Origin of the sequence: Microbacterium sp. 2MCAF23 (assembly GCF_052115565.1) — a bacterium.
In the GTDB taxonomy this organism is placed as follows: domain Bacteria; phylum Actinomycetota; class Actinomycetes; order Actinomycetales; family Microbacteriaceae; genus Microbacterium.
In genome coordinates this window covers 1-26,215 of the sequence record NZ_JBFRGY010000020.1, presented here as the reverse complement: position 1 = coordinate 26,215, position 26,215 = coordinate 1, and the positions used below count along the sequence as shown (strand labels likewise).

Genomic DNA, 26,215 nt, shown 5'->3' with positions numbered 1-26,215 from the left:
AGACCTGCCACCACCTCATCCACGACAACCACTGGGGCATCCGCATCGACGGCACCGGCACCCGCGCCAACGTCTGGTTCCTGCCCCCACCCGGCATCGGCGGACCACCCCGCCTCGGAGGACGCGCCCGCACCGAACACCTCGCCTGATCGGCGGCCCTCGGCGTCGTCGTCGGCCCCGACCCGATCCTGCTGTGCGCTCGAAGGGATCCATGTGCATTCGTGCACACTCCGTCCGCCGCATATGGGCATTGTCGCAATGGCGAAGTCGTCTCAGGCTGGAGAACCGACAGACCTCTCTGATCGTGCAAAGGAGCACACATGGCGTACGAGACCGCCTCCCCCACCGGCCTGCGCCGGGTCGTGGCCGCCTCCATGGCGGGCACGGTCGTCGAATGGTACGAGTTCTTCCTCTACGCCTCGGCGTCGACGCTCGTGCTGGGCACCGTCTTCTTCCCGCCGTCGGACGACCCGTTCAGCGGCATCATCGCGGCGTTCGTCACTTACGCGATCGGCTTCATCGCACGGCCGCTCGGCGGCATCGTGTTCGGCCACCTCGGCGACAAGTACGGGCGCAAGAAGCTGCTGCAGGCCAGCATCCTGATCATCGGCGCCGCGACGTTCCTCATCGGCTGCCTGCCGGGCTTCGCCCAGGTCGGATATCTCGCACCGGTCCTGCTGGTGCTGCTCCGATTCGCGCAGGGCTTCGCGATCGGCGGCGAATGGGGCGGCGCCGTGCTGCTCGTCGCCGAGCACAGCCCGCGCGAGCGGCGCGGTTTCTGGGCGAGCTGGCCGCAGGCCGCGGTGCCGGTCGGCAACCTGCTCGCCACGCTCGTGCTCTTCGCACTGTCCGCGACGCTGCCGCAGGACGCATTCCTCGGTTGGGGCTGGCGCATCGCGTTCTGGCTCTCGGCCGTGATCGTGCTCATCGGCTGGTACATCCGTACCAAGGTCACCGAGGCCCCCATCTTCCTGGAGATGAAGGCGGCGCAGGAGCAGGAGGCCTCCCAGAGCTTCGGACCCCTCGAGGTCGCGCGCCGCTACCCCCGCGGCGTGCTCGTGGCGATGGGACTGCGCGTCGCGGAGAACATCCTCTACTACGTGGTGGTCACCTTCTCGATCGTCTACCTCACGCAGACCGTCAAGGAGGCGACGTCGGCGACGCTGCTCATCCTGGCCGGAGCGCACGTCGTTCATTTCCTCGTGATCCCGCTGTTCGGGCGGCTTTCCGACCGCTGGGGTCGCAAGCCGGTGTACGCGGCAGGCGCCGTGCTCGGAGCCGCCTGGGGCTTCTTCGCCTTCCCGATGATGGCCACCGCCAACCCGATCGTCATCTGGGCGGCCATCGCTCTCGGCCTCGTCTTCCACGCCGCGATGTACGCGGGTCAGCCCGCGATCATGGCGGAGATGTTCCCCACCCGGATGCGGTACTCCGGCGTCAGCCTCGGCTACCAGGTCACGTCGATCTTCGCCGGTTCGCTGGCGCCGATCATCGCAACGAGCCTGCTCGCGCAGTACAAGTCGAGCGTGCCGGTCGCGATCTACGTGGCGATCGCCTGCGCGATCACGCTGGTCGCCGTGGCCGCCGCCCGCGAGACGAAGGGGGCGGATCTGCGCGCCCTCGACGCGGACGACCGCTCGCGCCTAGCACAGCAGACCAGATCCGTGGATCCCGCCGTCTCACGACACTGAGAGCAAAACGCGAAAGGCCGCCGGCGCTGCGATGCCGGCGGCCTTTCGCATGAGCGTCCCGCGGGCGACGTCCGGAGGGAACGGCTCAGACCGCGAGCGGCCGCGACGCTCCGACGGCGGTCGCCGGAGCCTCCATCGTGATGTCGAGATCGCGCATGACCACGACGTGATCGAGCACGGCCGACCCTCGCGGCAGCGCATCGAAGAACGACGAGTGCACGCTGTGCGCCTGGGCCGCCTCCACCGCCCATTCCTCCGCGGCGAGCGCGACCGCCTCCAGGGTGCGACCGTCGTGACCGAGCGACCAGCCGATCCGCCCGGAGCGGTAGAACGCCGACGCCTCGTCCACCGAGCCGAAGAAGGCGCTCGTCCAGGCACCGCCGACCTCGACGTCCGCATCGAGATGCTCCCCCGAGGCGTCCATGCCCATGGCGTAGCGGCCACCGTGCTCGTCGACGGCGAATCGCGCGCGGCGGTGCACCCCGGGGAACAGCCGGCCTCCGAACAGCACCGGATGCCAGGCCGAGCTGTGGCGCTCCAGGATGAACACGCCCGTGCGCACGGTGTCGCCCTCATCCCACTCCACCGCGATCCGATGCGCAGCGTTCTCGGAACGCAGACCGAGACGTGCCGAGAACCAGCGAGGCCGGATCGCGTCGAGCCCGAGCACGCAGAAGCCTCCGATGGCCTGCCCGTCGATCAGCTGCGGGCGCAGCGGTGCGGGCACGAGCGTCCGTGCGATGTCGGGATCGAGCCGGTAGCTCACGAGCAGGCGGCGGCGCAGGTGCGCCTTCACTCCGGGCACGACACTCACGCCGTCACCGCCGAGTGCTCGCCGGTGCCGCCGGGATCACCATCGGACGGGCGCCGCTTTCGCACCTCCCGCAGCACGATCTGTTCGGGGCAGACCGTGGACAGGAAGTCGCCGATCGACAGGGCGAGCCTGTCGCCGGCGAGGGAGTAGAGGATCCGGTTCGCGTCACGCCGTTCGACGATCAGGCCGGCACCCCGGAGGATCCGCAGATGCCGGGAGATCGTCGGACCGCTCACAGCGAACCGCGCCGCGATCTCCCCTGCCGCCTGCTCCCCATCCTTCAGATCCTGCAGGATCTGCCGCCGGGTCGGATGGGCCAGTGCCTCGAACGCGCTGTTCTCCGCTTCGCTCATGAGCGCAATCTAGCACCTGAGCTAAATAGCGAGCAATGCACTGCTCACGCATCCACCGCACGGACACCGCCGAACCGCCCGGCGAGGAACGGACGGTACGACGCGGAGTGGTCGTGTCCGCAGGCGCAGCGTTCGACGTCGCCGTGCAGCAGCTCGCGGGGCGTCTGCCCGGTGAGGCGAAAGCACTCTCGGCTCAAATGCGCCTGGTCCGCATACCCGGCGTCCACCGCCAGGCCGGCGATGCCGTCGACGCCGACGCGTCCGCTGGGCGTCGCGCCAGCCTGGGCGAGGGCGAGGAACCCCTGGAACCGAAGGGTGCGCTGCAGCACCTTGGGGCTGAGCCCGACCACGCTCAGCGAACGCCGCCGCAGCTGACTCTCCGACAACCCCACGTCTGCGGCGACCGCGCCGACCTCGACCGGACGCCAGGGCATCAGCGCCTCGACCGCGGCGCGCAGCAGAGGATCAGCCGCCCTGCCGACCCGGAATCGCTGCAGCAGGAACGCCTCGAGCAGAGCGATCCCTCGGTCGACGGCGCCGGACGCGGCGACATCGTCGAGCAGACGTTCGGCAAGGTCGCCCCACACCTCCACAAGGGGCACGCTCTGGTCGACGAGCTCCTCGAGCGGCATCGGCAGCGGCGGTGCACCGCCCGGGCGGAACCGCACGCCGAGGATCGTGGTGCCCGGCGGGATGACCTCGAGCCGATGCCCCGTGAGCGGGCCGAGCAGCCGCGCCGGCCCGCCGACCGCCACGTGGATCTCCACCCCACCGGTGGGCAGATGACGGTGGACGGCGGGCGCGTCGCCGACGTGCTGCACCCAGATCGTGCGCACTACCCCGGCGAGCGCCGCACTCGGCGCCCGCTCGCGGTAGGTGTCGGCCATCGCGCCTCAGTTCTCCTTGGGGAACGCCGCTCGCGTCTGGCGGTGGTTCAGCAGAACGGCGATCGCGACGATCAGGATCCCGATGAGCCCCTGCTCGATCTTCATCCAGATCGGGTACCCCGAGTCCGGCGAGACGATGATCAGGCCGATCCCGATCGGCGCGATGATCGAGATCCACCGCATCCGCGTGAAGGCCCGACGGCTGCCGCGCGCCGCCGCCCTCGTCACGACGACGAACACGAGGCTCGCCACCGCGACGACCGATCCGCGCAGCCACACCACCCAGTTCACCTCGGCGGGGTCGACGATCGCAAGGACCGCCGCGGCGGCCAGAGCGATCACCGACACCGCGGCGCACAGCCACCACAGCCGGCGCACGGTGTCGAGGGTCGGGCGGACCGCAGCGAGGCGGTCGACGGTGAGAGTCATGATCAAGCTCCTCCTTCCGGGCGAGTGGCCCGGTGATACAGGGCGACGATCTCGTCGATCGCCGCCGCGGTCGCCGCCTCCCCCGACGGCATGGTCATCGCGAATGCGTCGATGGTGGCGCGGATGGAGCGCGCCATCACCAGCGTGTCGAAGACGCGGAACTCGCCCGCCTCCTGCCCCTGCGCGAGAAGCAGCGAGAGCAGCAGCGCCGACGTGTCCTCACGAAGGCCGTTGTCCGCCCGCGGGGCGTTGCGGATGACCTCGATCACGGCGCGCGCGGCCAGCCGGTTGTCGGCGAGGAAGCGCAGGTTGGACCTGAGGTACGCCGCGAGCTTGCCCGCCCACGTCGGCTCCGCCTCCATCGCGGGGACCATGACGGCGGCAGCCTGCTGCACGATGTGCTCGACGAGCGCGCCCATGAGCGCGGCCTTGTCGGCGAAGTGATACGAGATCATGCGAGTGCTGCTGAGCTCGGCGACCTCCCGGATCCGGGCGAACGACGCGGCCGCGAACCCCTGCTCCGCGAGCACCCGCATCGTCGCCTCGATGATCTCGGCGCGGCGCTCCTGCGTCGTGCGATAACTGCGTGTCGGTGTCATGGATCCATATTTACTCATTTGAGTAATTTAGGCAAGCCCCGGCCATCCTCTGATTCAGCGCGGGTTCTCACGCCGCCACTCGACGTAGTGCGCGACCGCTCCGGGCAGATCGAAGGCGGGCTCGAAGCCGGTCTCCGTGCGCAGCCGGGTGATGTCGAGATAGGGCGCGGCCTCTGCCGTCGCCTCGGCCGGATCCACCGCGATCCCGGAACCGGGCAGCGCGGCGTTCAGCGCGTCGACGAGCTGGCGAGCGGTGAACGGAACGCCGCCCGACACGTTGTACGCGGTATGCGCGAGAGAGGTCGCCGTCATGAGCAGCGCGATCGCGCGCCCGGAGTCCGGCGCGTAGCAGAAGTCCCCCGCGCCGGCGGGCAGCGGGCGCGGACGCTCGCCGCGCAGCGCGGCGCTCACGGTCGACGGCACCGGGTTGAAGGGCGATTCCGGATCCATCAGAGGCCCCCAGGTGCTGCCGATGCGCAGCAGCACCGGACGCACTCCGGAGCCCGCGAGGGCGAACAGGGTCAGTGGTTCCACCGCCTTCTTGAAGGCCGCGATCGGATGCGGGGGCACAGCGAGCGGCAACGCGAGGTCCTCGGCCCACGGCCGCTCGTCGCGGCCCTCGTAGGAGCTGATGCTGTCGGCGACCGCGAACCGGTTGACGCCCCAGGTCCGCGCGGCGTCGAGCGCGGTGAACAATGCCTCCGAATCACGCCGGAAATACGGGATCGGATCTGGTTCCGGCATGCTGCCGGCGAGATGCACGATGACGCCGATGTCGTACCGGTCGCCGAGCGCGAGGAAAGCGTCTCGGTCGGCCACGTCCAGGGTCTCGACGCGGACCCGGCCGGCAAGGAAAGAGGGAACGTCAGAGCGCCGGTGCGCGGTGATCACCACCTCCTCGCCGAGGTCGGCCAGCGCGGCGGCGGTGTGCGCGCCGATCATCCCGAGCCCGCCCGTGACGAGGATCATCGTGCGCCCTCCCCCGCCGCGGCACGTCCGGCGTGCTCGACGAGATAGTGCAGGTGCGTGACGTCGGGGGCGGACACCACCTCGTGGATCCGCAGCGCGATGTGCTGCGGAAGCTCGTGGAAGAAGCGACGGCCGGCGCCCAGCAGCACGGGCACCTGGTGCAGGACGAGCTCGTCGACGAGCCCGGCCTTGAGCGCCTCCGTGGCGAGCACACCGCCCATGAGCCCCACGTCCTTGCCGTCGGCGAGGGCCTTCGCCGTGTCCACCGCGTCGGTGAGCCCCGTGCTCACGATGGTCTGACGCGCGTTCGCCGGCGGGAACGCCTCATGCGACAGCACGACGAGCGGAGCAGTGGGATGCGGCGCCCCGCCGGCGAAGTCATCCGAGTCGGAGTACGTGGTGCGCCCGGCCAGGCTCGCGCCGACGCGCGACGCGAGCGCATCGAACACCCGCGCGCTCGGAGCGGACAGCCGGAACCGGGCGAACACGGTGCTCGGCACGTCGCCGCTGCCGTACCAGTCGAACAGCACCCCGCCGTCGCCGAGTCCGTGCCCGGGTCGCGGATCGCGGCCCGTGATGAATCCGTCGACGGAGACGGACAGACCGCAGATGACCTTGCTCATGATCGAACCTCCTGCTCGTGGATGAGTCCGACGATAGGTAGGACGTCCGGGCGGGCGATTGAACAGAACGCGCATGAGGAAGGGCCGGAGATCCACGACAGGGTCATCCGGCCCTTCGTCAGCGACGCGTCAGGACCACTGCGTGGACAGCGGGATCCGGATCTGCTTCATCCACTCCTTGCGCTGGAAGTCGCGCGCCTTGATCGTCACCGAGGTGGCGCCGACCTCGACCTGGAGGCCCTGGTTGAACCCGCCGGGCACGACGGACTCGCCGCCCGAGCCGTTGTCGGTCCAGCCGGTCTGGATGGCGCCGGTGTTCACCACGTTGAAGCCGTCGAGGTTGCCCGTGCCCGGTACGATCCGACGCGCGTACCAGTCGGAGAGCGCCAGATCCCAGTGCGTGTGCCCGGTGAACAGGAACACGTCGGGGTGGCGACCCAGCAGATCCAGAACACGGTCGGTCTGCAGGTAGTCGGACATGTAGAGCTTGTTCCGCGAGCCCGAGACCGTGTTCGGCAGCGGGTGGTGGCTGATCACCATGACGGGGCGCTTGCGGTCGCGCCAGTACCAGAGCCTGTCCTCGAGCCAGGCGAACTGCGCATCGCTCATCCACACCTCGTCCCAGAGGGTGGCATCGTGGTAGTGCATGTACTTCTCGGTGCCGATCATCAGCACGGGCACGTCGCCGAAGACCTGCTCGTTGTAGATCGTGTTGCGACCGGCGAAGTTGTAGAAGCTCTTGAAGAGCGAATCCTCCGTGGTGCCGTTCGGCCAGGTGGCCTGGGCCAGCGTGTTCGGGTCGGAGTACTTCGGCACGTAGAACTCGTGGTTGCCGATCGCCCACGCGAGCGACTTCGGCGCGGGGTTCGCGGCGAGCACCTTGCTGACCTGCGCGTATTCGAAGTCGTAGCCGCGCGGGGTGATGTCGCCCGCGATCGCGATGCCCTTGCCGCCCGGGTTGATCTGCGCGATGTCCTGCAGCGCCACCGCGAAGTCGGCGAGGTCGCCCTGGATGTCGCTGATGACGTTGAAGGTGGTGACGGATCCGCCACCGTTGCCGTTTCCGTTGCCGTTGTTGCCCTGTCCGTTGCCGTTGCCGGCGGGCAGCAGCCGCGCGGAGGCCGATGCCGCCGACTCCACGGCGAGGAGCGCTCCGGCCGCGACGCCGGAGGTGATGAGTGAGCGTCGAGAGATCACGATGGTCCTTTGCTGTCCGAGGATCGCCTATCGCTTTCGAGATCAGCAAAGGCGCCCGAACAGCGCGTGAACGGACGGCGACATCGCGCCCGTGATCCGCGGCCGGAGCCGAATCGCTGCGCCGAGTGTGCGCACTGGGCCGCATCCGCCCCCTGCGCACGCCGCGACCGGCGCGAAGACCCGCGATCCACGCGAAGATGCCGGGCGCCCCATGTGGGGAGCGCCCGGCATCCTTGTTCAGCCGTGTGGAGGATTCGGATCCGGATCAGCCGTCGGAACCGGCCGCCTTGGTGGTCACCTTCGTGCCGGCGTCCTTGTTGGCCTTCTGCGCGTAGTCGTTCGTGAACGTCTTGCTCAGGTCGATCTTGGAGGTGTCCAGGCCGAGCTGCTTCTCCATGTCGAGCACCGTCTTCGGGCCGCCGGCGGGCATGATGCCGTCGGGCAGGAACTGGCCCTTGTCGGTGGTGAGACCGGCGATGTACTGGTCCTTGGTGATCGTGGAGTTGTTGACGTATTCGGCGGGCAGCTTGTTCGCGATGTCCGCCGCGGAGTGCTCGTCGATCCAGTGCATCGTGGCGACCAGGGCGTTGACGACACGCTGCGTGGCGTCCTTGTGCTTGTTCACGTACGACGCGTTGCCGATGAGGCCGGCCGCGGGCCAGGCCCCGCCGAGCGCCTTCTGTGCACCCTCGGTGCTGGCGAGGTCGACGACGGAGTGCGCGACGTTCTGCGAGGTGAGCGCCGTCACGGTCGGCTGCGTGGTCATCGCGCAGTCCGCAGCGCCCTGCTTGAGCGCGGCGATCGCGGTCGCGCCGGCGTGCACGGCGACGGTCTGGTAGTCGCTCGTGGACACGCCGCCCTTGTGCGCGATGAACTGGGTGAGCTTGTCGGTGCCCGACCCCAGGTCGGTGACGCCCATGTTCTTGCCCTTGATGTCGGACGCGGTCTTCACGCCGCTCTTGTCGGTGCACATCAGGCGCTCGCCGGGTGCGCCGGAGAGCTGCACGACGTCGATGACCTCCTTGCCCTTGGGCTGCAGCTCGATCGTGTGGTTGTACCAGGCGCCCGCGAAGTCGACCTGGCCGGAGATCATCGCGTCCTCGGCGCCGACGCCGCCGTTCTGCTCCGTGGAGAGCTCGACGTTCACGCCGAACTTCTTGTAGAAGCCGAGCTGGTCGGCGAGCTTGTACGGCAGGTAGATCTGCTTGTCGATGCCGCCGACCATGATCTTCACGGTCTCGGGGGTTCCGTTGCCGGCCGCCGTGGTGCTGGATCCGGAGGATCCGGATGTGCCGCCACTGCAGGCTGCGAGGCTGAGCATCAGTGCTCCGGCCGCCGCGACGGCGACGATGCCGCGCTTGTTCATGTGGGTTTCCTTTCGTTGCGCCGATCGGGCCGGCGTTCCTGGTGAGGAGGGATTGCGAGGGGAGGGAGGTTCAGATCGACGAGGCTTCGGACCGCGTCGGCGGGCGCCAGCGCAGCACCCGCTTCTCGAGCAGCGAGATCAGGTACTCGGCGACGAGGGTGAAGACGGCGATGATGACCATGCAGGCGAAGACCGTGTTCGGGTCGAAGGATCCCTGCGCCTGGCTGATGATGAGGCCGATGCCACGCTGGGCGCCGAGCACCTCTGCGACCAGCGCGCCGATGATGGCGAAGCCGAAGGCGGTGTGCAGGCTCGCGATGATCCACGTCATCGCGGAGGGGATCGTGACGTGACGGGCGACCTGCAGGGGCGATGCCCCGAGCACCCGCACGTTCGAGACGAGGTTCGGATCCACTTCGCGCACGCCCTGGAAGGCGTTGAAGAAGACGGCGAAGAACACCAGCACCGCGGCCAGGAGCACCTTGGCGGGCATTCCGAGACCGAACGCGACGATGAAGATCGAGCCGAGCACGATGCGCGGGATTGCGTTGATGATCTTGATGTACGGACCGCACACCTCGGCCAGATACCGGTTGCTGCCGAGCAGGATGCCGGCGATCATGCCGGCGAGCGTGCCGACCGCAAAGCCCAGCAGCGCCTCCTGCACCGTGACCCAGAGGTTCTCCCAGATGGATCCGAAAGCCGTACCCACGGTGAACAGGTGCACCAGGCTGTCCCACACCGCGGAGGGCTGGCCGAAGAAGAACTTGTCCACCCAGCCCATGGCCGTGAACAGCTGCCAGCCGCCGATGACGACGACGGCGAGCCCGATCCGGCCGATCCACACCCAGACGGTGTGGCGGCGGCGGGCGCGACGTCCCGCGGCCTGCAGTTCGGCCTCGCTCTGCTCGGGTGCGCTCAGCGGGCTCGTGTAGGGACGTCCGGTGGCGTCTGCTGCGGACGCGCGCACGGTCGCGGCGGTCATGCTGCCACCGCCGCGGTCTGGGCGTACGCCCGGTCGACCTCTTCGCGCAGGGACTCCCAGATCTGGCCCTGCAGCTCGAGGAAGCGGCCCTCGTGCCGGATCTGCTGCACGTCTCCGCGAGGGCGGGGCAGGTCGATGTCGAACACGTTCTTCACGGTGCCCGGGCTCGAGGTCATGATGACGACCCGGTCGGCGAGCGCGACGGCCTCGTCCAGGTCGTGCGTGATGAACAGCACCGACGGCCGCAGCTCTTCCCAGAGCTGCAGCAACTCGGTCTGCATGATCGCCTTGGTCTGCACGTCGAGCGCGCCGAACGGCTCGTCCATGAGCAGGATCCGCGGTCGGTTGATGAGCGCCGCCGCCATCGCGACGCGCTTGCGCATGCCGCCGGAGAGCTGGTGCGGGTAGCGGTCCTCGAAGCCGGCGAGGCCGACGCGGCGCAGCCAGTCCAGGGCCAGCACCGTGGCCTCCTTCTTCGGCATGCCGGTGAGCACCGGGCCCACCATGACGTTGTTCAGCACGGTCTTCCAGGGGAACAGCGAGTCCGCCTGGAACATGTAGCTGACGCCCTGCGTGATGCCGTCGACGATGCGGCCGCCGACGCTCACGGATCCGGCCGACGGCTTCTCGAGGCCGGAGACCTGCGCGAGCGTGGTCGACTTGCCGCAGCCGGTCGGTCCGACGATCGCGCAGAACTGACCCGGTTCGACGGTCAGCGTCACATCGCGGATCGCGGTGAAGGTGTCGCCCTTCGGAGTGAGGAAGCGCTTGGTGAGGCCGACGATCTCGATGCCTGCGGCGGGTCCGCCGGCATCGGGGGCGCGGCCGGCGCCTGGGGAACGTGTGTCGCTCATGGCACGAAGACCTCTCTGTCTGTGTCTGCTCGCTGCGGCGACGACGCCGGGCGATGGATCGATGTTCGCCGCCGGCCCGCCTCGCTGTCGCGCTTGCGGGCGTTGCCCGACGTTTCGGGCGTTGCCGCATCTTTTGGGCGTTCTGTGCACGGCCGACGCCGAGGCGGCGGTGAGAGAATCCGGTGTGATGCGACGACGGATCCGAAGACTGTCGAGCCTGATCCTGCTGGCTCAGGTCGCGATCCTCAGCGCCTCCCTGCTGATCGGGTTCGTGCTGTTCGCGGTCACCGCGCGCGCCAACCTCACCAGCGACTACCAGGACCGCGCCGCGGACATCGCGCAGACCTTCGCCGAGATGCCGGCCGTGCAGCACTGCCTCTCCTCGGGAGGCTCCACGTGCGACGGCGACGTGCAGCAGCTCGCCACCGCGACCGAGCAGCGCACGGGTGCCGCCTACGTGGTGGTCATCGACATGGACCGCGTGCGGCACTCGCACCCGAACCCCGGCCTCGTGGGGCAGAAGGTGTCGGAGGACGTCGTGGCGCGCGACGGCGCAGTGCATCGCAGCACCGACATCGGTGCGACCGGCACGACCGCGAACGCGCGCGTTCCGGTGTTCGAGGGCTCCACGCGCACGGTCATCGGCGAGGTGTCGGTCGGCATCAGGGAGTCGAGCGTCGCGGCGGAGCTGCTCGGACAGCTGCCGATCTACGCGACCTGGATCGTGCTGGCGTTCGCGATCGGCACGGCGGTGTCGTTCGGGCTCGCGGCGCTGCTGAAGCGCCGCACGTTCGGGCTCGAGCTCGACGAGATCGCCCGGCTGCTGCAGGAGCGCGAGGCGACGTTGCACGGCATCCGGGAGGGCGTGATCGCGATCGATCCCGCCGGGCGGATCACGGTCGTGAACGACGAGGCCCAGCGCCTGCTGCGCCTGCCTGAGGGAGCCCGCGGGCGCCGCCTGGACGACGTGCTCGTGCAGAGCCCCATCCGCGAGGCGCTCACCGGCACGACCGAGGTCAAGGACGCGATCGCCGTGACCGATGCGGGCGTGCTCGTGCTCAACCGCATGCCGGTCACGCTCGCCGGCCGGCCGCACGGCGCCGTGCTCACCCTGCAGGACCGCACCGAGGTGACCGGGCTCACCCAGGAGCTCGACGGCGAGCGCAGCTTCGCCGAGTCGATCCGCGCGCAGCAGCACGAGTTCTCCAACCGGATGCACGCGGTGGCGGGGCTGCTCGAGCTGGGGCGCACGGAGGAGGCGCTGCAGTATCTCAACGAGATCCGCGGCACCTCGGCCGACCTCGACCGCACCCTGCGCACGCACGTGGGCGCGCCCATGATCGTGGGCCTGCTGCTCGGCAAGGCCGCCGAGGCGAACGAGCGCGGTATCGACCTGACGATCGCGCCCGAGACGGATCTCGGATCCGCGTCCGATCGGCTGCCGGCGCTCGTCACCATCCTGGGCAACCTCATCGACAACGCGTTCGACGCTCTGGCCGATTCCCCCGCCCCGCGCCGCGTGACCGTCGCGATCGTGGAGACCCCCGCGGCCCTGACCGTGCGCGTCGCCGACAACGGGCCCGGTGTGCCGGACGGCTCCGTGCCGCGCATCTTCGAGAGCGGCTACACGACCAAGCGCGGCTCGCTGGCGCGGCACGGCGGGCTGGGCCTGTCGCTCGTGCACACGACCGCGAGCCGCCTCGGTGGCACCGTCTCGGTCGCGAGCGACGGCGGCGCCGCGTTCACCGTGGTGATCCCCCGCGTCGGCGGCGGGTCGTCTCCGGGGTCGTCGAGCGAGGACGCCGAAGGCGACCGAGACGAAACGCCACCTCCCCGAGATCACCGCGTTTCGTCTCTGCGTTTCGACTCGCCTACGGCTCGCTCAACGACCATCGCTCGCTCAACGACCGAGTCCGGAGGCTCGCGATGATCGCCCCTGAATCCACTGTGCTCGTCGTCGACGACGACTTCCGCGTCGCGAGCGTGCACGTCGGTTTCGTCGAGGCCGTGCCCGGCTTCCGCGTGGTGGGTCAGGCCGGATCCGCCGCCGAGGCATTGCGGCAGGCGCGGGAGCTGCGTCCCGACCTGGTGCTGATGGACGTCTACCTCCCCGACGGCGACGGACTCGACGTCGTGCGGCAGCTGCTCGCGGATCCGGACCCTTCGACGGGCTCAGGGACCGGCCCCGCGGTGATCGTGATCTCGGCGGCGAACGACCTCGCCACCGTGCGCCGGGCCGTGCAGCTCGGCGCCCTGCACTACCTCGTGAAGCCGTTCGGTTTCGCCGAGCTCGCCGAACGTCTGACCGCGTTCCGTCATGCTCAGGAGCGGATCGCCGCGCTCGGCGATGAGGCCACCCAGGACGATGTGAACCGGCTCTTCGACCTGCTGCGCCCGGCGCCGGCTCCCGCGTCCGCACCCGAGGAGGGCCGTCGGCTCGCGCCCACCCTGCAGGCCGTGCTCGACGCGGTGGCCGCGCGGCGCACCGACGTGTCGGCGCAGGAGATCGCGACGGCGATCGGCATCAGCCGCACGACCGCGCAGCGCGCGCTCACGCAGCTCGAGCAGTCCGGCCTCGTGCGTCTCGAGCTGCGCTACGGCAGCACCGGACGGCCGGAGCACCGCTACGTGGTGCGGCGGCGCTGAGAAGAGAAGCCGCCCGAGGTGCGCAGCACCGGGTCAGGATCAGGAGCCGGCGACGTCGATCGTCAGATCACTGCTGATCTCTCCGACGGCGACCCTGATCGTCACCCGGCCCGCGCCCTCCGCATGCAGGCCGAGCGAGCTCGCCACCCCGTCGGAATCCGTGGCCGAGGTCTCGAAGCCTCCGGGATACGTCGCGGGACCCGAGATCACCTCGAAAGTCGCGTCGCGGGCCGCGACGGGCGCACCGTCGTCGGTCGCGCGGATGACAACCCTCACCTCGTCGCCGAGGTGCACCGCGCCATCCGGGGAGACGAGCCGGATCGCCGGGCCATGCGGCGCGGCCGCGGCCGCAGCCTCCGCGGAGGACGAGGGCGAAGGCTTCGCCGCGCCGGGACCGCTTGCGGTGCATCCGGTCAGCAGCGCCGGGAGGAGCCCTGCCAGCAGCGCGACCCCGGCTGCCCCGGCCCTGCCGGCACGGGTGCGGATCACGCCTGCTCCAGCGTGATCATGAAGGTGCGGCTCACCGACCCCACATGCACCAGCACCGGGAACGTGCCCGCGGCGAGCGCCACGATCGGGAGGATCAGGGTGCCGTCGGTGTCGATCGCCGCCGAGGCGAGGGCGCCCTGCAGGAGGACGGATTCGTCCCAGGACGCGATCCCGCCGGCGTTCACCAGCTCCGCCGTGGCATCGGCGGGGATCGGGCCCGTCCCCGCGACCTGGAAGATCAGCGGCGCGGTGTCTCCCGAGGTCGAGAAGGGGTAGGTCTGCGCGTCGCCGACGGCGCCCAGAAGATCGACCGTGATCGCCGCCGAGGCCATCGCCTGCGGCAGCGCGACCGCCGCCGCGACGACCGGCACCGACCACGCGCCGGCGACGAGGGCGCGCCGCCTGGTCCATCCGCGGTCGTTCCGACGTGCTCCGTCGTCGTCCCTCGCCGTGCGGTGGGTCTTCATGCTGCTGCCTCCTGGTGGGTGTCTCCGCGGCGTCGGGTGCGCGGCGGAACGGATCCGGCGTCCGCGCTCATCGCGCGGCCGGATAGGGCGTCGGGATCGCGGCCATGCCGGATCCGCTCGTGAGCGTGACGGTCGCGGTGCCCGCCGGAATTGCGGCCAGCATGGTGCTGAACCCGTAGGACACCGTCGCCCCCGGCGCGACCGCCGGGTAGGTCTTGGTGCCGTACTTGGTGGCGATCTTCACGTCCGCCGCAGCGGATCCGGTGTTGGTCACCGCGATCGTGAGCACGACCTTTCCGGAGACCACGGCCGGGGTGACCTTCACATCGGCGGTCAGCGCCGAGGCGGGCTCGACCACGGTGATCTGCGGCAGTGTCGTGGTGCGATCGCGGAACGCGGCGGTGATCGTGACCGTTCCCGCCGTCGCCGCGGTGGCGGTGGGCGTGACGGCGATGCCGGCGGCGTTGCTGGATACGGTCGCCGTCGTCGCTCCCGCGGCGAATGCACCGCCCGAGATCGTGAACACCACGTCGACTCCGGAGACGCCGTTGCCGGCCGCGTCGACCACCCGCGCGCCGAGACCGGTGATGGCCTCGCCGCGCAGCACGGTCTTCGCGGTGCCGAGGGGCTGCACGTCCTGCGCCACGTCGGCGCCGCTGGCTGCGAGTGTGAGGCCCGAGATCGGCCCGCTCACACCCTGGTCCGTGGCGCGGTACTCGACGAGGGCGGCGGCCGTGCCCGGCACGGCGAACGAGGCGGTGTAGCCCTGCCAGGCGCCCCCGTCGACGCGGTACTCGATGCCGACGGCACCCGCGGGGACCGTGTGCAGGGTGACTGCGCGGCCCGCGGCGCTCCCGACCACGGCGGGCAGTGAGGACGGATCCGGAGCGGCCTTGCCGAGCGCGAACGAGGCCACCACGGCGCGGTGGTTGCTCGCCCAGGCGTTGCGCAGCACGGCGGCCGGCGAGGGCCAGCCCGCCACCACCGTGTTCGCGCCGAGCACCCGCAGCGCCGAGCCGGCGTAGTGCACGGTGTCGATGCGGTCCTGCGGCTCATCGGCGCCGGACGCCGTCTTCACCACGAGCGGCGACCAGGTGTCGCCGGGGTCGGCGGCCGCATCAGGGTTCGCGGTGCGATAGGCGTCGGCGAGCCCGGCCTGCTGCAGGCGGGCGGGCACGGGCCAGTCCACCGCGCCCACGCCGCAGTGGACGGCGGCGGTGGCGGCGGTCCAGTCGGACCCCGAGGGCGACTCCAGATCCGAGAGGACGACGACGGGCGTCGCCGCGGACGTCTCGGTCGCGATCGCCGCCGCGAGCGCATCGACCTGCGCGTACCGGGTGCTGCCGCGCTCCGCCGCGACGAGCGCCGCCGGGTCGGTCATGCCGGCCAGGCATGCGGACTCCGGGCCGTAGCCGGTGCGGTCCAGGCCCATGGTCCACACCCGCAGCTTGCGCCCGAGCACGTCCACGGTCGCGCCGAGGCCGGGCTGCTCGCCGACGACGGTGCGGGCGCTCAGCGGGTGCGGGGAGAGCAGGCCGACACCGCCCGGCCCCTCGAGCGCGTTCCAGCCCAACGCCTTCGCGAGGGCGGTCGCCGCCGTGCCGCCGTCCTGCTGCACGCCGATCACGTCGAAGCCGTTCTCAGCGATCACGGCGAGGTTCTTCAGCGCGGCGTCGTTGACGTGCCCGCCCGCGTCCCAGAGGTTCCAGGTCACCGCGTCGAAGGGCGCGGCGGCATCGGCCGCGACCACGGGGACCTCGACCTCGATGCGCGCCGTGGTCGTGCCGTCCGTCGCCTCGACCGTGAGAGAGCCCGGGTCCGCGGGCGCCGTCGCCGGCGCGGTGCCGGTCACGACTCCCTGCGCGTCGACGTTCAGCCAGTCGTCGCCCTCGACCTTCGTGTACGAGGTCACGGAACCGCCGTTCCAGAGGCCGGCGACGGTCTGCGAGACGGCGCCGCCGGCACGCACGGAGGGGGCGCGCAGCACGCCGGACACGAAACCGCGCGGGAGCGTGGATCCGTCCGTCACGACGTCGCCGGAGTGCGTCGCCATGTAGTCGTTCTGGATCTGCCCGGCCGAGATCGCCCGGTCGTAGAAGTCGAAGGTGTCGATCGTCGCATTCACGAAGCCGTCGCCGTCGTCGAGCAGCGAGCCCTCCGCCCCGACGCGGAACGGATAGCCGCTGACCAGCGAGAAGCCGGAGCCGAGGCTCGTGCTCTGCGCGGTCTGCTCGCCGTCGACGAACGTGGTCATCGTGCTCGCGGAGCGGTCGACCACCACGGCGACGTGGTGCCAGGATCCGATGACCGACGTGCGGCTCGCGTCCGCGACGTAGTTCTGAGTCGTCGAGGTGCCGTTCTGGCCGAAGCATCCGCGCAGGATCCCGGGGCTGCCCGCCGTGTTGTACAGCGTCGCGCCGCGGTTGTAGCAGTGCCGGAAGTCCTGGTTCGAGACGATCGGCGAGTCGGAGCTCGACGACGCCTCCTTGACCCAGAACGTGTACGAGAAGCTGCCGGAGCCGTCGGTGTGGCCCGGCACGAGCGGCAGGGAGAAGAAGTTCACGCCGCGGGTGCTGCCCTCCGGCGCGTTGACGGAGGCCGCCTTGCCTGCGGTGCCCGCGACGTATGAGGGGGATCCCGACCAGATCGCGTCGTTGCCGCGTCCCGAGGAGTCCGGGATCGCTGTGCCGTCTCCGGTCTCGAAGTCGTAGGAGGCGAACGGGGCGACCGCGTCGCCCGGCGCGCGCAGCCGGCTCCAGATCGCGGAGAGGGTGACCGCGGTGTTCGCGCGAACCGTGAGGTCGGCGACCGACTGCCCGTCGGCGTAGACGACCTGACCCTTCGCGCTCAGCGCCCAGCCCTGGAACTGGTAGCCGGGACGGACGAAGGCGTTGGCCGCGAGCGTCGAGGCCGTGCCGATCGTGAACGTCTGCGCCGTCATGGCGCCCGAGCTCGCGCCGTTTCCGTCGAAGGCGACCGTGTAGCTGCCGCTGTCCGGCTTGAGTGCGGCGTAGTCGTCGGCGACCTGTGCCGAGGGCAGCACGGCGTTGTAGAAGCGCAGGTCGTCGATCGCGGCGTTCACGTAGCCGTCACTCATGTCCTTCTCGCTGCCGCTGAAGCCACCGATGTTGAACGCGAACCCGCTCTTCAGGTTTGTGGACGCCGTCACCTCGCCCGCAGCGGAGCGCTTGGTCTCGACACCATCGGTGTAGACGACGATGACGTTCGCGGTGCGGTCGACCGTGACGGCGACGTGGTGCCAGGACCCGGCGATGTTCGGCGACGCCCCGTTGAGGTAGCGCTTCGTCCCGCCCGCCGTGGTGCCCCAGCACGCCTGCAGTACGCCCTGCGTGGTCTGGTTGTAGAGCGTGAGACCCGCGTTGTTGCAGGACGCGAAGTCCTGGTTGCTCATGAGGGTGCCGTAGGAGGTGCGAGTCTGCTCCGACATCCAGAACTCGTAGGAGAAGCTCCCCGACCCGTCGGTCTTCCCGGCGACCAGCGGCAGCTTCACGTAGTTCGTGCCGAGGCCGATCGTCGCCGCGGACCCCGACACGCCGGGGCGGTAGCCCGGGGATCCGACCCAGTTCGCGTCGTTGCCGTTGCCCGAGACGTCCTTCACGGTCGACCCGCCGTCGGCGTCGAAGGTGTACGCCGCGACCGGCGAGATCGCCCCCGGCACGGCGGCGCGCAGGGCCGGCGTCGTCGGCGCGGGCTTGGCCGGAGTCGGAGTCGGAGTCGGGCCGGGTGCCGGCGTCGTGGTCGGCGCCGGATCGGCGGTCGGTGACGACGACGACGGCGGGGTGGGCGCCGGGGTCGGGGCTGCCGTCGACGAGGGCGCGGGGGTCGGATCCGCGACCGCCGCGGGCGTCGCCGCGAACGTCGAGACGACGACGGCGGCGCCCACGAGGGTGGCGAGGGCGAGGCGGCGCAGACGCCGGTACGGGAGGTGCATGCGGGGCTCCATCGGATCGGGTGCGGGCTGCGTCATCGGATCGGGTGCGGCGGCGTCGGGCGCTCGGGGTCAGGCCGGCAGCTGGGCCACGCGCCCGGCGTAGCGGTGCCGCCAGCCGCTGTTCGTGTCGGCGGTGACGACGACGTCGTAGTAGCCCTCGGAGGTGGGCCAGGTCACCTTCTGGGTCGCACCGGGCTTGACCCAGATGCGCTGCGCGGTGCCGGCGTGGTCGTTGGGCGTGAGGGCGTAGTGCACGCTCTGGCGGCCGTCGTTGTGCAGCGTGATCTCGACGGTCGGCGTCTCGCCGGCGACGAGGTCGACGTCGATGCGGGGCACGGCGCTGCCGTTCTGGCCCGCCGGCAGGACCGTGCCGGCGTGCGCGCGGACGAACCCGTCAGGTCCGTACACCGAGAACGCGTAACGGCCGTCCTGCGCGGTCGCGTCCCAGACGTGCGCCGCCGGCTTCGCGCCGGTGACCGTGTAGGGGGTGTTCGCGAACGGCAGGTACTTGTCGGGGAAGGCCTGCAGGCTCAGCGCCTTGCCTTGCGGGCCTCCGACCAGGCTGAGCTGCACGCTGACGGTGCCCGTCTTGCGGTCCTCCACGAAGACGCCGTGCGGGTGGTACGACAGTGGCCGGTGCTTGAGCGGCGTGCTCGACCACTTGTCGGCCGGCGGCACCTGGGTGCCGATCGTGCCGCCCGCGCGGGCGATCTGCACCAGGGCGTCCGTGTCGGGCAGCGACGGGACGTCGATCACGGGGTGGGCGAAATCCATCGCGCTCGTGAGGTCTCCGCTGATCCCGCGGCGCCAGGCGGTGATCGTGGTCGACAGCGCCGGGGTGCCGATCGCGGTGGTCCACGTCTCGAGGAAGCGGATCAGCGAGGTGTGGTCGAAGGTCTCGGTGCCGACCCAGCCGCCGCGCGTCCACGGCGAGACGAGGATCGTGGGGATGCGGGCGCCGTATCCGATCGGGGTGGATCCGTTGTACTCGCCCGGGGTGCCCGGCTCGGCGAACGGCGGCAGGACGTGGTCGAAGTATCCGTCGTTCTCGTCGAACGTCATGATGAGCAGCGTGCTCTTCCAGATGTCGGGGTTGCTCTGCAGCGTCTGGATCACCCGGTTCGAGAAGTGCGCGCCGTGCTCGGGGTTGGCCGAGGGGTGCTCCGACCAGCTGTACGGTGCGACGATCCAGGAGACCTGCGGCAGCGGATACTGCGCCCCTGGCTTGCAGGCCGCGATGAAGTCCTTCAGCACGCCGTTCAGGTTGGCGTCGCTGTCGTTGTTGGTCACACCGGTGGAGGCGTAGGGCGCGGATCCGGCGCGCCAGACCATCCCCGTGCCCGGCGCGTTCTTGACGGCGTCGTTGCGGTTCGCGATGTCCTGCGCGGACGATCCCGAGGTCGTGAAGGCGTTGAAGCCGCGGATCGGGTTGTCGGTGTAGTCGCCGACCCAGCTGGATCCGTTGTTCGAATTGTCGACGTAGATCCGCCACGAGACGCCCGCAGCCTGCAGCGCCTCGGGGTAGGTCTGCCAGGTGCGGTTGCCGTTGGACTCGCCGCCGTTGTCGACCACGCCGCCCGAGGTGCCGGTCCAGGCATAGAGCCGGTTCGGCGTGGTCGGGCCCATGACCGAGCAGTGCCAGTTGTCGCAGATCGTGTACGCGCTCGCGAGCGAGTACTGCCAGGGGATCTCCTCGCCGGAGACGTAGTGCATCGTGTTGGCGCCCTTGGCCCCGATCCAGTTGTTGTAGCGTCCGCCGGCCCACGCCGACGTGCCGCCCGAGTACGAGTGGTCCAGACCCGTGGTGGTGCCGGCGACCGTGGTCACCCGGCTGGGCTTGACGAAGGACGAGCCCTGCGGCTGGGAGAAGACGTCGGTGCCGTTCTGGAAGCGCAGGGCCTGCTTGTCGTCGAAGCCGCGCACACCGGGCAGCGCGCCGTAGTAGTGGTCGAAGGAGCGGTTCTCCTGCATGAGGATCACGACGTGCTTGATGTCGGTGATGTCGCCGGAGAACCCCTCCGGCAGCGCGTAGGCGCGCGGCCCGCCCGCGGCAACGGCACCCGCGCCCTCGGCGGCCGATGCCGACGGGGCGGCCGCCCCTGCGCCGAATCCGGCGCCCACGGCGGCGGCACCGCCCAGCAGGCCGAGAGCGCGCAGCATGCCGCGACGGGTCATGCCGCTGTGCAGCACCTCGTCGGGGACGGTTCGCGGGCGCTCGTACGGATCCGGGCTGAACGGGACGGGCTCGCTGGACATGACGCTCCTCGGGACGACGGGGCACCCCGGAGCGGGCGCCGACCTCGAGGAGAGCAAGCCGAGGGGAACAGCGGGTGAACGCCGGAGGACGAGCCGGTGGCATCGGCCCCGTCACCCGTGGATCCGGCCGCCGAGCGTGCACACTGGGCCGTTTCCGCCGTTCCCACCCCAGGGTCGTTGAGCGAGGACGGCGAAGCCGACCGAGACGAAACGCCGCCGCCCGTCGGAACCGCGTTTCGTCTCGCTCCTCGCTGCGCTCGGGGCTCGCTCAACGACCCCGCTCATCCGCCGCTCAGAGCGCGGTGCGGACCGTCTGCCCCGCTTCGATCTCGAACGCGATCGCACCGGCACGGTAACGGTCCACCCCGAGCTCCACGAGCCGCCCCTCGCGGGTCGTCGTCGTGCGCCCGACCTGCATCAGCGGGCTGGAGCGGCGCACGCCGAGCAGTGCCGCATCCTCGGTGGTCGCGGCAGCCGCCTCGATCCGGTGGTTCGTCGATGCGACGCGGATCCCGGCCTCGGCGAGGGCGACGGTGGTCGAGCGCACGTCGTCCGGCACCCGCGTGATGACCTCGGCCACCCACGGCGCCCAGACCGAGCGCTCGATCATGACGGGCAGCCCGTCCAGCGTGCGCAGCCGCACGAACCGGTGCAGGGGCTCACCGAGCCTGATGCGGAACCGCTGCGCCTCCCGTGCATCCGCCGGCCCCACCGTGCGGGACGTGATCGTGCCGCCGGGGACGCGCCCGCCCTCGCTCGCCCATTCCGTGAACGACTGCATCCGCGCGAAGCCCTGGGTCTGATGCGCGGCCTGGACGATCCATCCGCCGCGCGGCCGGGAGACGACGAGCGACAGCCGGGCCAGGCGGGCGAGCGCCCCGCGGATCACGCTGCGCGTGGTGCCGTATTCGGCGCTCAGCGCCGCCTCGCTCGGCAAACGGGTGCCGGCCGCGAACCCTCCCTCAGAGATCCGCCGGCGCAGGTCTGCGGAGATCTGCGCCGTGCGCGAGTTCTCGCGGGCGGCCTCCGTCACTTCCCGCCCCCGCATGCAGGAGAAGGGATCGGCGGCCGGAGCATGCCCCCATTCTCGCTCACGCACGCCGGTGGCCCGCCATGCGCAGGCACGGCGGGCCACCGATCGGACTCACGTCCCGGTCGTCGAGTCAGGCCTCCGGGCGGTTCGCGCGCAGCACCTCGAGCCGCGCGCGGTACTCGGTCTCATCGATGTCGCCGTTCGCGAAGCGGCTCGCGAGCACCTGCTCCGCGCCGCTGCTCTGCGGCTTGGCCGCCCACGGGGCCTGCCCGCCGGCTGCTCCCTGAGCACCCTGCCAGCCCCACGGACCCGGTCCGCCCCAGCGGCGCCGGCGCACGAGGAGGGCGACGAGCAGGCCCACGATGATCAGGAACATCAGCGGGCCGATGATGAAGACGGGCCAGAACGGGTGGAACCCCATGTGGCCGGGATGCGCGGCGACGGCCGCGACGGTTGCGAGCATGATGCCCTTCCTTCGATCGGATCGGCCGCATCTCGACCGATGCATCCAGCCTCGCGATCCGCACCCTCCGACGAATCCGGCCCGGGGAGTGATTCCGCCTGCTCCCCAGGGAGTAGGGATCCGGATCCACACCGGAAACCGGCCGCTGCCCGAACTCAGGTCGCAGAAACTGCTGCAACTCCCTGGCCGCAACAGCCGAAAGTGCGACCCGAGCCGAAGAAGTGCGACCCGACCGGACGAAATGCGACCCGAGCGGAAGAGTGCTGCGGGGTCCGCGTCACCCGGGACCGTGCGGGTCCGGATCCGCTACTGCCAGCCGGGAGCCACGAGGCCGGTCTCGTAGGCGATCACGACGAGGTGCACCCGGTCGCGGGCGTGCAGCTTCGCCATGATCCGGGAGACGTGGGTCTTCGCGGTGAGCGGGCTGAGGAACAGACGCTCGGCGATCTCGTCGTTGGTCAGCCCCAATCCGACGAGGCGCAGCACCTCCCGCTCGCGCTCGGTGATCCCGTCGAGCGCGGCAGATCCCGGCGCCTCGCGCAGGCCCACTGCGAGCCGCTCGAGCAGCCGCCGGGTCACACCGGGCGAGAGCAGCGCATCCCCCGCCGCAACCACCCGCACTGCGCGCACGAGGTCGGCGGGCTCGGTGTCCTTCACGAGGAAGCCGGCGGCACCGGCCCGCACCGCGCGCGCCACGTAGTCGTCGAGCTCGAACGTGGTCACGATCACGACGTGCACCCCCGCGAGATGCGGATCCGCGGCGATCTCCTCGGTCGCCCACAGCCCGTCGCCCTCCGGCATCCGGATGTCCATCAGCACGACGTCGACCGGCGTCTCGCGGATCCGACGCAGCAGCTCCTCGCCACCCGCGGCCTCGACGAGCACCTCGATGTCGTCCTCGGCATCGAGCAGAGCGCGGAATCCCGCACGCACCAGCAGCTGGTCGTCCGCGAGCGCGACCCGGATCATGACGCCCGCCCCCAGGGCAGGGTCGCGACGATGCGCGCCCCTCCGCCGTCCGCGGAGCCGAGCTCGATGCGGCCGCCGAGCAGCGCCGCCCGCTCCTGCATGCCCAGCACGCCGCCGTGCCCCGTCGCGGTCGGGTCGGCGTCTCCGAAGCCGCGGCCGTCGTCCTCGATCGCGACGACGAGGCGGGGATCCGGATCCTCTCGACGCTCGAGCACCACCCGCACGTGCGCGGCGTGCGCGTGCCGCACGGCGTTGGTGAGTGCTTCCTGCACGATGCGGTACGCCGCGAACTGCACGGCTCGACTGGGCGCGTGGTCGCCGAGGCGGTCGTCGAGCGCGATGTCCAGACCGGGTGCGGTGAGGCCCGCGATGAGCCGGGGGAGCTCGGCGAGCTCGGCCTGCGGGACGAGCGGCACTTCACCGTCGCGGAGCACGCCCAGCACGCCACGCACCTCTTCCAGTGCCAGCTTGGAGGTGTCCTTCACGTTCTGCAGCGCGGTGCGCGCCTGCTCCGGATCGCGGTCGAACAGGTGCAGTCCGACGCTCGCCTGCACGTTCATCTGCGACAGCGCATGCCCGAGCACGTCATGCAGCTCACGCGCGATGCGCACCCGCTCTCGCTCCTCTGCGCTGCGGCGATGGCGCTGCGCGTCGGCGCGCAGCGCGGCCATCCTGGCGCCGCGCGTGCGCACGAAGGCGCCGACCGCGAAGCTGGCGGCGAGCGCGAGCGTCGCCGCGACGATGAGCCCCGGATGCCAGATCCGGCCGATCATCACGCCGACGAGGATCGCGGCGACCCACGCCGTCGCGACCGAGGCGGCCGCCCAGACCGCGGCTCCGCGGGCCACGGCGAGCGCGATCGCGAATGCCAGGGCAAGGTAGGGCGGACCGTAGACGGGTGTGGTGAGCACGTCGAGCAGGGCGAGCCCGGCGACGACGGCGACCGTCGGGCCGGGGAATCGCCGGGCGGCGAGCAGCGCGAGCGGCCCGGTCACCGCGAGCGCGAGATGCAGCAGGATCCGCCAATGCAGCCCGTGGTCGGCGTGCGCGGCGACCCAGAGGGAGGCCGGCACCTGCACGAGCAGGCACAGCACGACGGGTGCGATCAGGCGGACCCGCGGCGGCGGTCCGGCCGGGATCCGTCCGGTGTCGGGTCCGAACCACGCCGCCGACGCCGTCGAGGTGTCATCGAGCGGCTGATCCGGCATCCTCCGATGCTAATCGCGCCTCTCGCGCGGCGGATCCGTCGGCGGTGTGCTTCCGGTGTACTCCCGAGGGAGTACGCCGAAACGTTGATCGCGCGTGACCCGTTCTGGACGACCCGCCCTGCTAGACAGGGAGCATGACCTCTCCTGGGATCACCTGGCCGCGTCCGGCCGGCCCACTGGAACTGCGCCTGCCGACGACGGAGGCGCTCGATCGCGTGCTCGCCTGGCGCAACCTTCCCGACGTGACAAACTGGCTGATCCGCACCCAGGTGGATACCGAGGCCTTCCGGCGCACCTGGCTCGACGGCATCGCGGATCCGGACGACCACTCCGCGATCGCCTTCCTCGGCGACGAGGTCGTGGGCACCGTGTCGCTGTGGCGCACGGATGCGATGGGGCAGAGCCATGTGCCCGAAGGCCCGTGGCGGAACGCTCAGGCCGGGATCGGATACACGATCGACCCCGCGCACGCGGGTCACGGATACGCCACTGCCGTGGGCGGGGCGCTGCTGTCACTTGCGTTCGATGAGCTCGGCGTGCACCGGGTCACGGCCGGATGCTTCGCCGACAACATCGCTTCATGGCGTGTGATGGAGAAGCTCGGCATGCGCCGAGAGCAGCACGGCATCCGTGATTCCTGGCACGCCGAACGGGGCTGGATCGACGGGTTCACCTACGCGATACTCGCCGACGAGTGGCGTGCGCAGCAGAGCTGACGGACCGCGACGCGGTGGAGCTCAGTTCTCCCAGGACCGCGAGCGCTTGGTGGCGCCGCCCGGCTCGCGCATCATGTACGCGAGGGCGAGGCTGATCGCAAGGATGCCCGCGACGAAGACCGGGCCCTGCCAGGCGGGCAGGCCGGGGGCGATGCCCAGCAGCGCGAATCCGCCGAGGAACAGAATTCCGAACACGATGTAGTGAAGGATCACCGGGCAACCTCCTGTTGAGCCTCTAGAGTCTATCGCGCCGCGCCAGGCGGCCTCGACCCGTCTCCGGATGGGCCTGACGCGATGTCGGATGCCGTGACTACGCTCGCGGGCATGAGCATCTCCTACCCGCACGTCCCGGGGCTCGTGAACAGCCCCGCGTTCAGCCACGTCGCCGTGATCCCGCCGGGATCCACGACGATCCACGTCGGCGGCCAGAACGGCGTCGACGAGACCGGCGCAGTCGTCTCGGACGACGTCGCCGTGCAGTCCGCGCGCGCCCTCGACAATGCCGCCGCCGCGCTGGCCGCCGCCGGAGCCACCCTCGCCGATGTCGTGAGCTGGACCGTGCTGATCCACCAGGACGCGGATCTGCGCGCGGCCTACGGCGCGGTGGGCCCGAAGCTCGCGCGCGAAGGAGCACCGCCGCTCGTCACCGCGGCCCGCGTGGCAGGACTCGGCGTGCCCGGAGCACTCGTCGAGATCGGCGCCGTCGCGGCACTCGCGCCCTGAGCCGCTGGATCCGGCGAACTCTGGTGGCTGCCCGCGCCGTGGACGAGTCGAAGGCGAGACGAAAGGTCCGCGAGTCGGGCGCTTCGAGGGGCTCTGCGACAGAGGCCAGCGGCGACTGGGATCTTGTGACCTGCTCGTGATCTTTTCGGGATCTGATCTGGCTCTTTCCGAGCCTGGAATGTCGGTGGCCCCGGGTTGAATGGGGGTATGACGAGCTCGACCGGCACGGTTCTGGATCCCGGGGTGGACCCGGTGGATCCTGTCGCTGTGCTGGCCGCGCTCGTGGACGGGCTGCAGACGACCGAGGCGACGATCACCCGCCTGCAAGCGTTGAAGGAAGCACACCTCGCCGTCGCCCCAGCGGCTCGCGGAGGACCTCGCCGCCGCGGACGGTGCGTCCGGGGTGCGGGGCGAGTCAGTGGATCTCGCCGCCCGCAGTGTTGCAGCGGAGTTGGCGGCGGTGCTGCACATGTCGGACCGGGTCGTGCAAGGGCGGATGGTGCGCGCCGCGGAGCTGATGACGAAG

Annotated in this window: 25 protein-coding genes; 5 read left to right on the top strand and 20 right to left on the bottom strand. The window is 70.8% G+C overall.

The features are described 5' to 3' along the window. Positions 1–320 precede the first annotated feature (320 nt). The gene (locus tag AB4078_RS18405; RefSeq protein ID WP_441978336.1) at positions 321–1,691 is read left to right on the top strand and encodes an MFS transporter; all 1,371 of its coding nucleotides are present in this window, start codon (positions 321–323) and stop codon (positions 1,689–1,691) included. An 85-nt stretch (positions 1,692–1,776) separates the two neighbouring features. Here AB4078_RS18405 and AB4078_RS18400 read toward each other — a convergent pair whose 3' ends face one another. From AB4078_RS18400 to AB4078_RS18350, 11 genes are all read right to left on the bottom strand, one after another. Beyond that, positions 1,777–2,505: a DUF2071 domain-containing protein gene (locus AB4078_RS18400; RefSeq protein WP_441978335.1), complete on the bottom strand. Its 729-nt coding sequence runs from the start codon at positions 2,503–2,505 to the stop codon at positions 1,777–1,779. Beyond that, entirely contained in the window at positions 2,502–2,858 is a 357-nt protein-coding gene (locus AB4078_RS18395; protein ID WP_441978334.1) for a metalloregulator ArsR/SmtB family transcription factor, read from the bottom strand. The genes AB4078_RS18400 and AB4078_RS18395 overlap by 4 nt, the downstream gene beginning before the upstream one ends. Before the next feature lie 44 nt (positions 2,859–2,902). Continuing rightward, positions 2,903–3,745, bottom strand: a complete 843-nt coding sequence (locus tag AB4078_RS18390; RefSeq protein WP_441978333.1) for a DUF6597 domain-containing transcriptional factor — start codon at positions 3,743–3,745, stop codon at positions 2,903–2,905. Between the two features lie 6 nt (positions 3,746–3,751). Next, positions 3,752–4,174 carry a hypothetical protein gene (locus tag AB4078_RS18385; protein ID WP_441978332.1) on the bottom strand — a complete coding sequence of 141 codons (423 nt, stop codon included), beginning with the start codon at positions 4,172–4,174 and terminating at the stop codon, positions 3,752–3,754. Between the two features lie 2 nt (positions 4,175–4,176). Then, on the bottom strand, positions 4,177–4,773 hold the full coding sequence (locus tag AB4078_RS18380; protein WP_441978331.1) for a TetR/AcrR family transcriptional regulator: 597 nt from the start codon (positions 4,771–4,773) through the stop codon (positions 4,177–4,179). Between the two features lie 54 nt (positions 4,774–4,827). Continuing rightward, on the bottom strand, positions 4,828–5,742 hold the full coding sequence (locus tag AB4078_RS18375; protein WP_441978330.1) for an NAD-dependent epimerase/dehydratase family protein: 915 nt from the start codon (positions 5,740–5,742) through the stop codon (positions 4,828–4,830). Continuing rightward, entirely contained in the window at positions 5,739–6,365 is a 627-nt protein-coding gene (locus AB4078_RS18370) for a dihydrofolate reductase family protein (RefSeq protein ID WP_441978329.1), read from the bottom strand. Before AB4078_RS18370 ends, AB4078_RS18375 begins: the two co-directional genes overlap by 4 nt. A gap of 129 nt (positions 6,366–6,494) precedes the next feature. After that, positions 6,495–7,562 (bottom strand): metallophosphoesterase family protein, encoded by a 1,068-nt coding sequence (locus tag AB4078_RS18365; RefSeq protein WP_441978328.1) that lies wholly within the window; start codon positions 7,560–7,562, stop codon positions 6,495–6,497. Positions 7,563–7,827: 265 nt separating this feature from the next. Further along, the gene (locus AB4078_RS18360; RefSeq protein WP_441978327.1) at positions 7,828–8,928 is read right to left on the bottom strand and encodes an ABC transporter substrate-binding protein; all 1,101 of its coding nucleotides are present in this window, start codon (positions 8,926–8,928) and stop codon (positions 7,828–7,830) included. A gap of 70 nt (positions 8,929–8,998) precedes the next feature. After that, on the bottom strand, positions 8,999–9,913 hold the full coding sequence (locus tag AB4078_RS18355) for an ABC transporter permease (protein WP_441978326.1): 915 nt from the start codon (positions 9,911–9,913) through the stop codon (positions 8,999–9,001). Next, the gene (locus AB4078_RS18350) at positions 9,910–10,767 is read right to left on the bottom strand and encodes an ABC transporter ATP-binding protein (protein ID WP_441978325.1); all 858 of its coding nucleotides are present in this window, start codon (positions 10,765–10,767) and stop codon (positions 9,910–9,912) included. The genes AB4078_RS18355 and AB4078_RS18350 overlap by 4 nt, the downstream gene beginning before the upstream one ends. A gap of 187 nt (positions 10,768–10,954) precedes the next feature. On the opposite strand from AB4078_RS18350, the gene AB4078_RS18345 reads away from it, so the two are divergent. Together AB4078_RS18345 and AB4078_RS18340 are read left to right on the top strand one after the other, a co-directional pair. Further along, complete coding sequence (locus AB4078_RS18345; RefSeq protein ID WP_441978324.1) at positions 10,955–12,697, top strand: ATP-binding protein; 1,743 nt, start codon at positions 10,955–10,957, stop codon at positions 12,695–12,697. Then, positions 12,694–13,413 (top strand): response regulator, encoded by a 720-nt coding sequence (locus AB4078_RS18340; protein ID WP_441978323.1) that lies wholly within the window; start codon positions 12,694–12,696, stop codon positions 13,411–13,413. The genes AB4078_RS18345 and AB4078_RS18340 overlap by 4 nt, the downstream gene beginning before the upstream one ends. A 39-nt stretch (positions 13,414–13,452) precedes the next feature. Here AB4078_RS18340 and AB4078_RS18335 read toward each other — a convergent pair whose 3' ends face one another. The 8 genes from AB4078_RS18335 to AB4078_RS18300 all read right to left on the bottom strand — a co-directional run bounded on the left by AB4078_RS18335 (position 13,453) and on the right by AB4078_RS18300 (position 24,250). Continuing rightward, positions 13,453–13,902, bottom strand: coding sequence for a hypothetical protein (locus AB4078_RS18335; RefSeq protein ID WP_441978322.1), 450 nt, complete (start codon positions 13,900–13,902; stop codon positions 13,453–13,455). Further along, complete coding sequence (locus AB4078_RS18330; protein WP_441978321.1) at positions 13,899–14,369, bottom strand: hypothetical protein; 471 nt, start codon at positions 14,367–14,369, stop codon at positions 13,899–13,901. Before AB4078_RS18330 ends, AB4078_RS18335 begins: the two co-directional genes overlap by 4 nt. Positions 14,370–14,436: 67 nt before the next feature. Further along, positions 14,437–18,321 (bottom strand): LamG-like jellyroll fold domain-containing protein, encoded by a 3,885-nt coding sequence (locus AB4078_RS18325; protein ID WP_441978320.1) that lies wholly within the window; start codon positions 18,319–18,321, stop codon positions 14,437–14,439. A 69-nt stretch (positions 18,322–18,390) separates the two neighbouring features. Then, complete coding sequence (locus AB4078_RS18320; RefSeq protein WP_441978319.1) at positions 18,391–20,577, bottom strand: alkaline phosphatase family protein; 2,187 nt, start codon at positions 20,575–20,577, stop codon at positions 18,391–18,393. A 292-nt stretch (positions 20,578–20,869) separates the two neighbouring features. After that, positions 20,870–21,610: a GntR family transcriptional regulator gene (locus AB4078_RS18315; protein ID WP_441978318.1), complete on the bottom strand. Its 741-nt coding sequence runs from the start codon at positions 21,608–21,610 to the stop codon at positions 20,870–20,872. Positions 21,611–21,740: 130 nt separating this feature from the next. Further along, positions 21,741–22,073: a hypothetical protein gene (locus AB4078_RS18310; protein WP_440734947.1), complete on the bottom strand. Its 333-nt coding sequence runs from the start codon at positions 22,071–22,073 to the stop codon at positions 21,741–21,743. Positions 22,074–22,379: 306 nt separating this feature from the next. Next, positions 22,380–23,042, bottom strand: a complete 663-nt coding sequence (locus AB4078_RS18305; RefSeq protein ID WP_441978317.1) for a response regulator transcription factor — start codon at positions 23,040–23,042, stop codon at positions 22,380–22,382. Beyond that, complete coding sequence (locus AB4078_RS18300; RefSeq protein ID WP_441978316.1) at positions 23,039–24,250, bottom strand: sensor histidine kinase; 1,212 nt, start codon at positions 24,248–24,250, stop codon at positions 23,039–23,041. Before AB4078_RS18300 ends, AB4078_RS18305 begins: the two co-directional genes overlap by 4 nt. A 134-nt stretch (positions 24,251–24,384) precedes the next feature. On the opposite strand from AB4078_RS18300, the gene AB4078_RS18295 reads away from it, so the two are divergent. Then, on the top strand, positions 24,385–24,966 hold the full coding sequence (locus tag AB4078_RS18295; RefSeq protein ID WP_441978315.1) for a GNAT family N-acetyltransferase: 582 nt from the start codon (positions 24,385–24,387) through the stop codon (positions 24,964–24,966). Between the two features lie 21 nt (positions 24,967–24,987). On the opposite strand, the gene AB4078_RS18290 is transcribed toward AB4078_RS18295, so the two are convergent. Next, positions 24,988–25,179: a hypothetical protein gene (locus tag AB4078_RS18290; protein WP_441978314.1), complete on the bottom strand. Its 192-nt coding sequence runs from the start codon at positions 25,177–25,179 to the stop codon at positions 24,988–24,990. A gap of 111 nt (positions 25,180–25,290) precedes the next feature. On the opposite strand from AB4078_RS18290, the gene AB4078_RS18285 reads away from it, so the two are divergent. Then, positions 25,291–25,689, top strand: coding sequence for a RidA family protein (locus tag AB4078_RS18285; protein ID WP_440734943.1), 399 nt, complete (start codon positions 25,291–25,293; stop codon positions 25,687–25,689). Positions 25,690–26,215 lie beyond the last annotated feature (526 nt).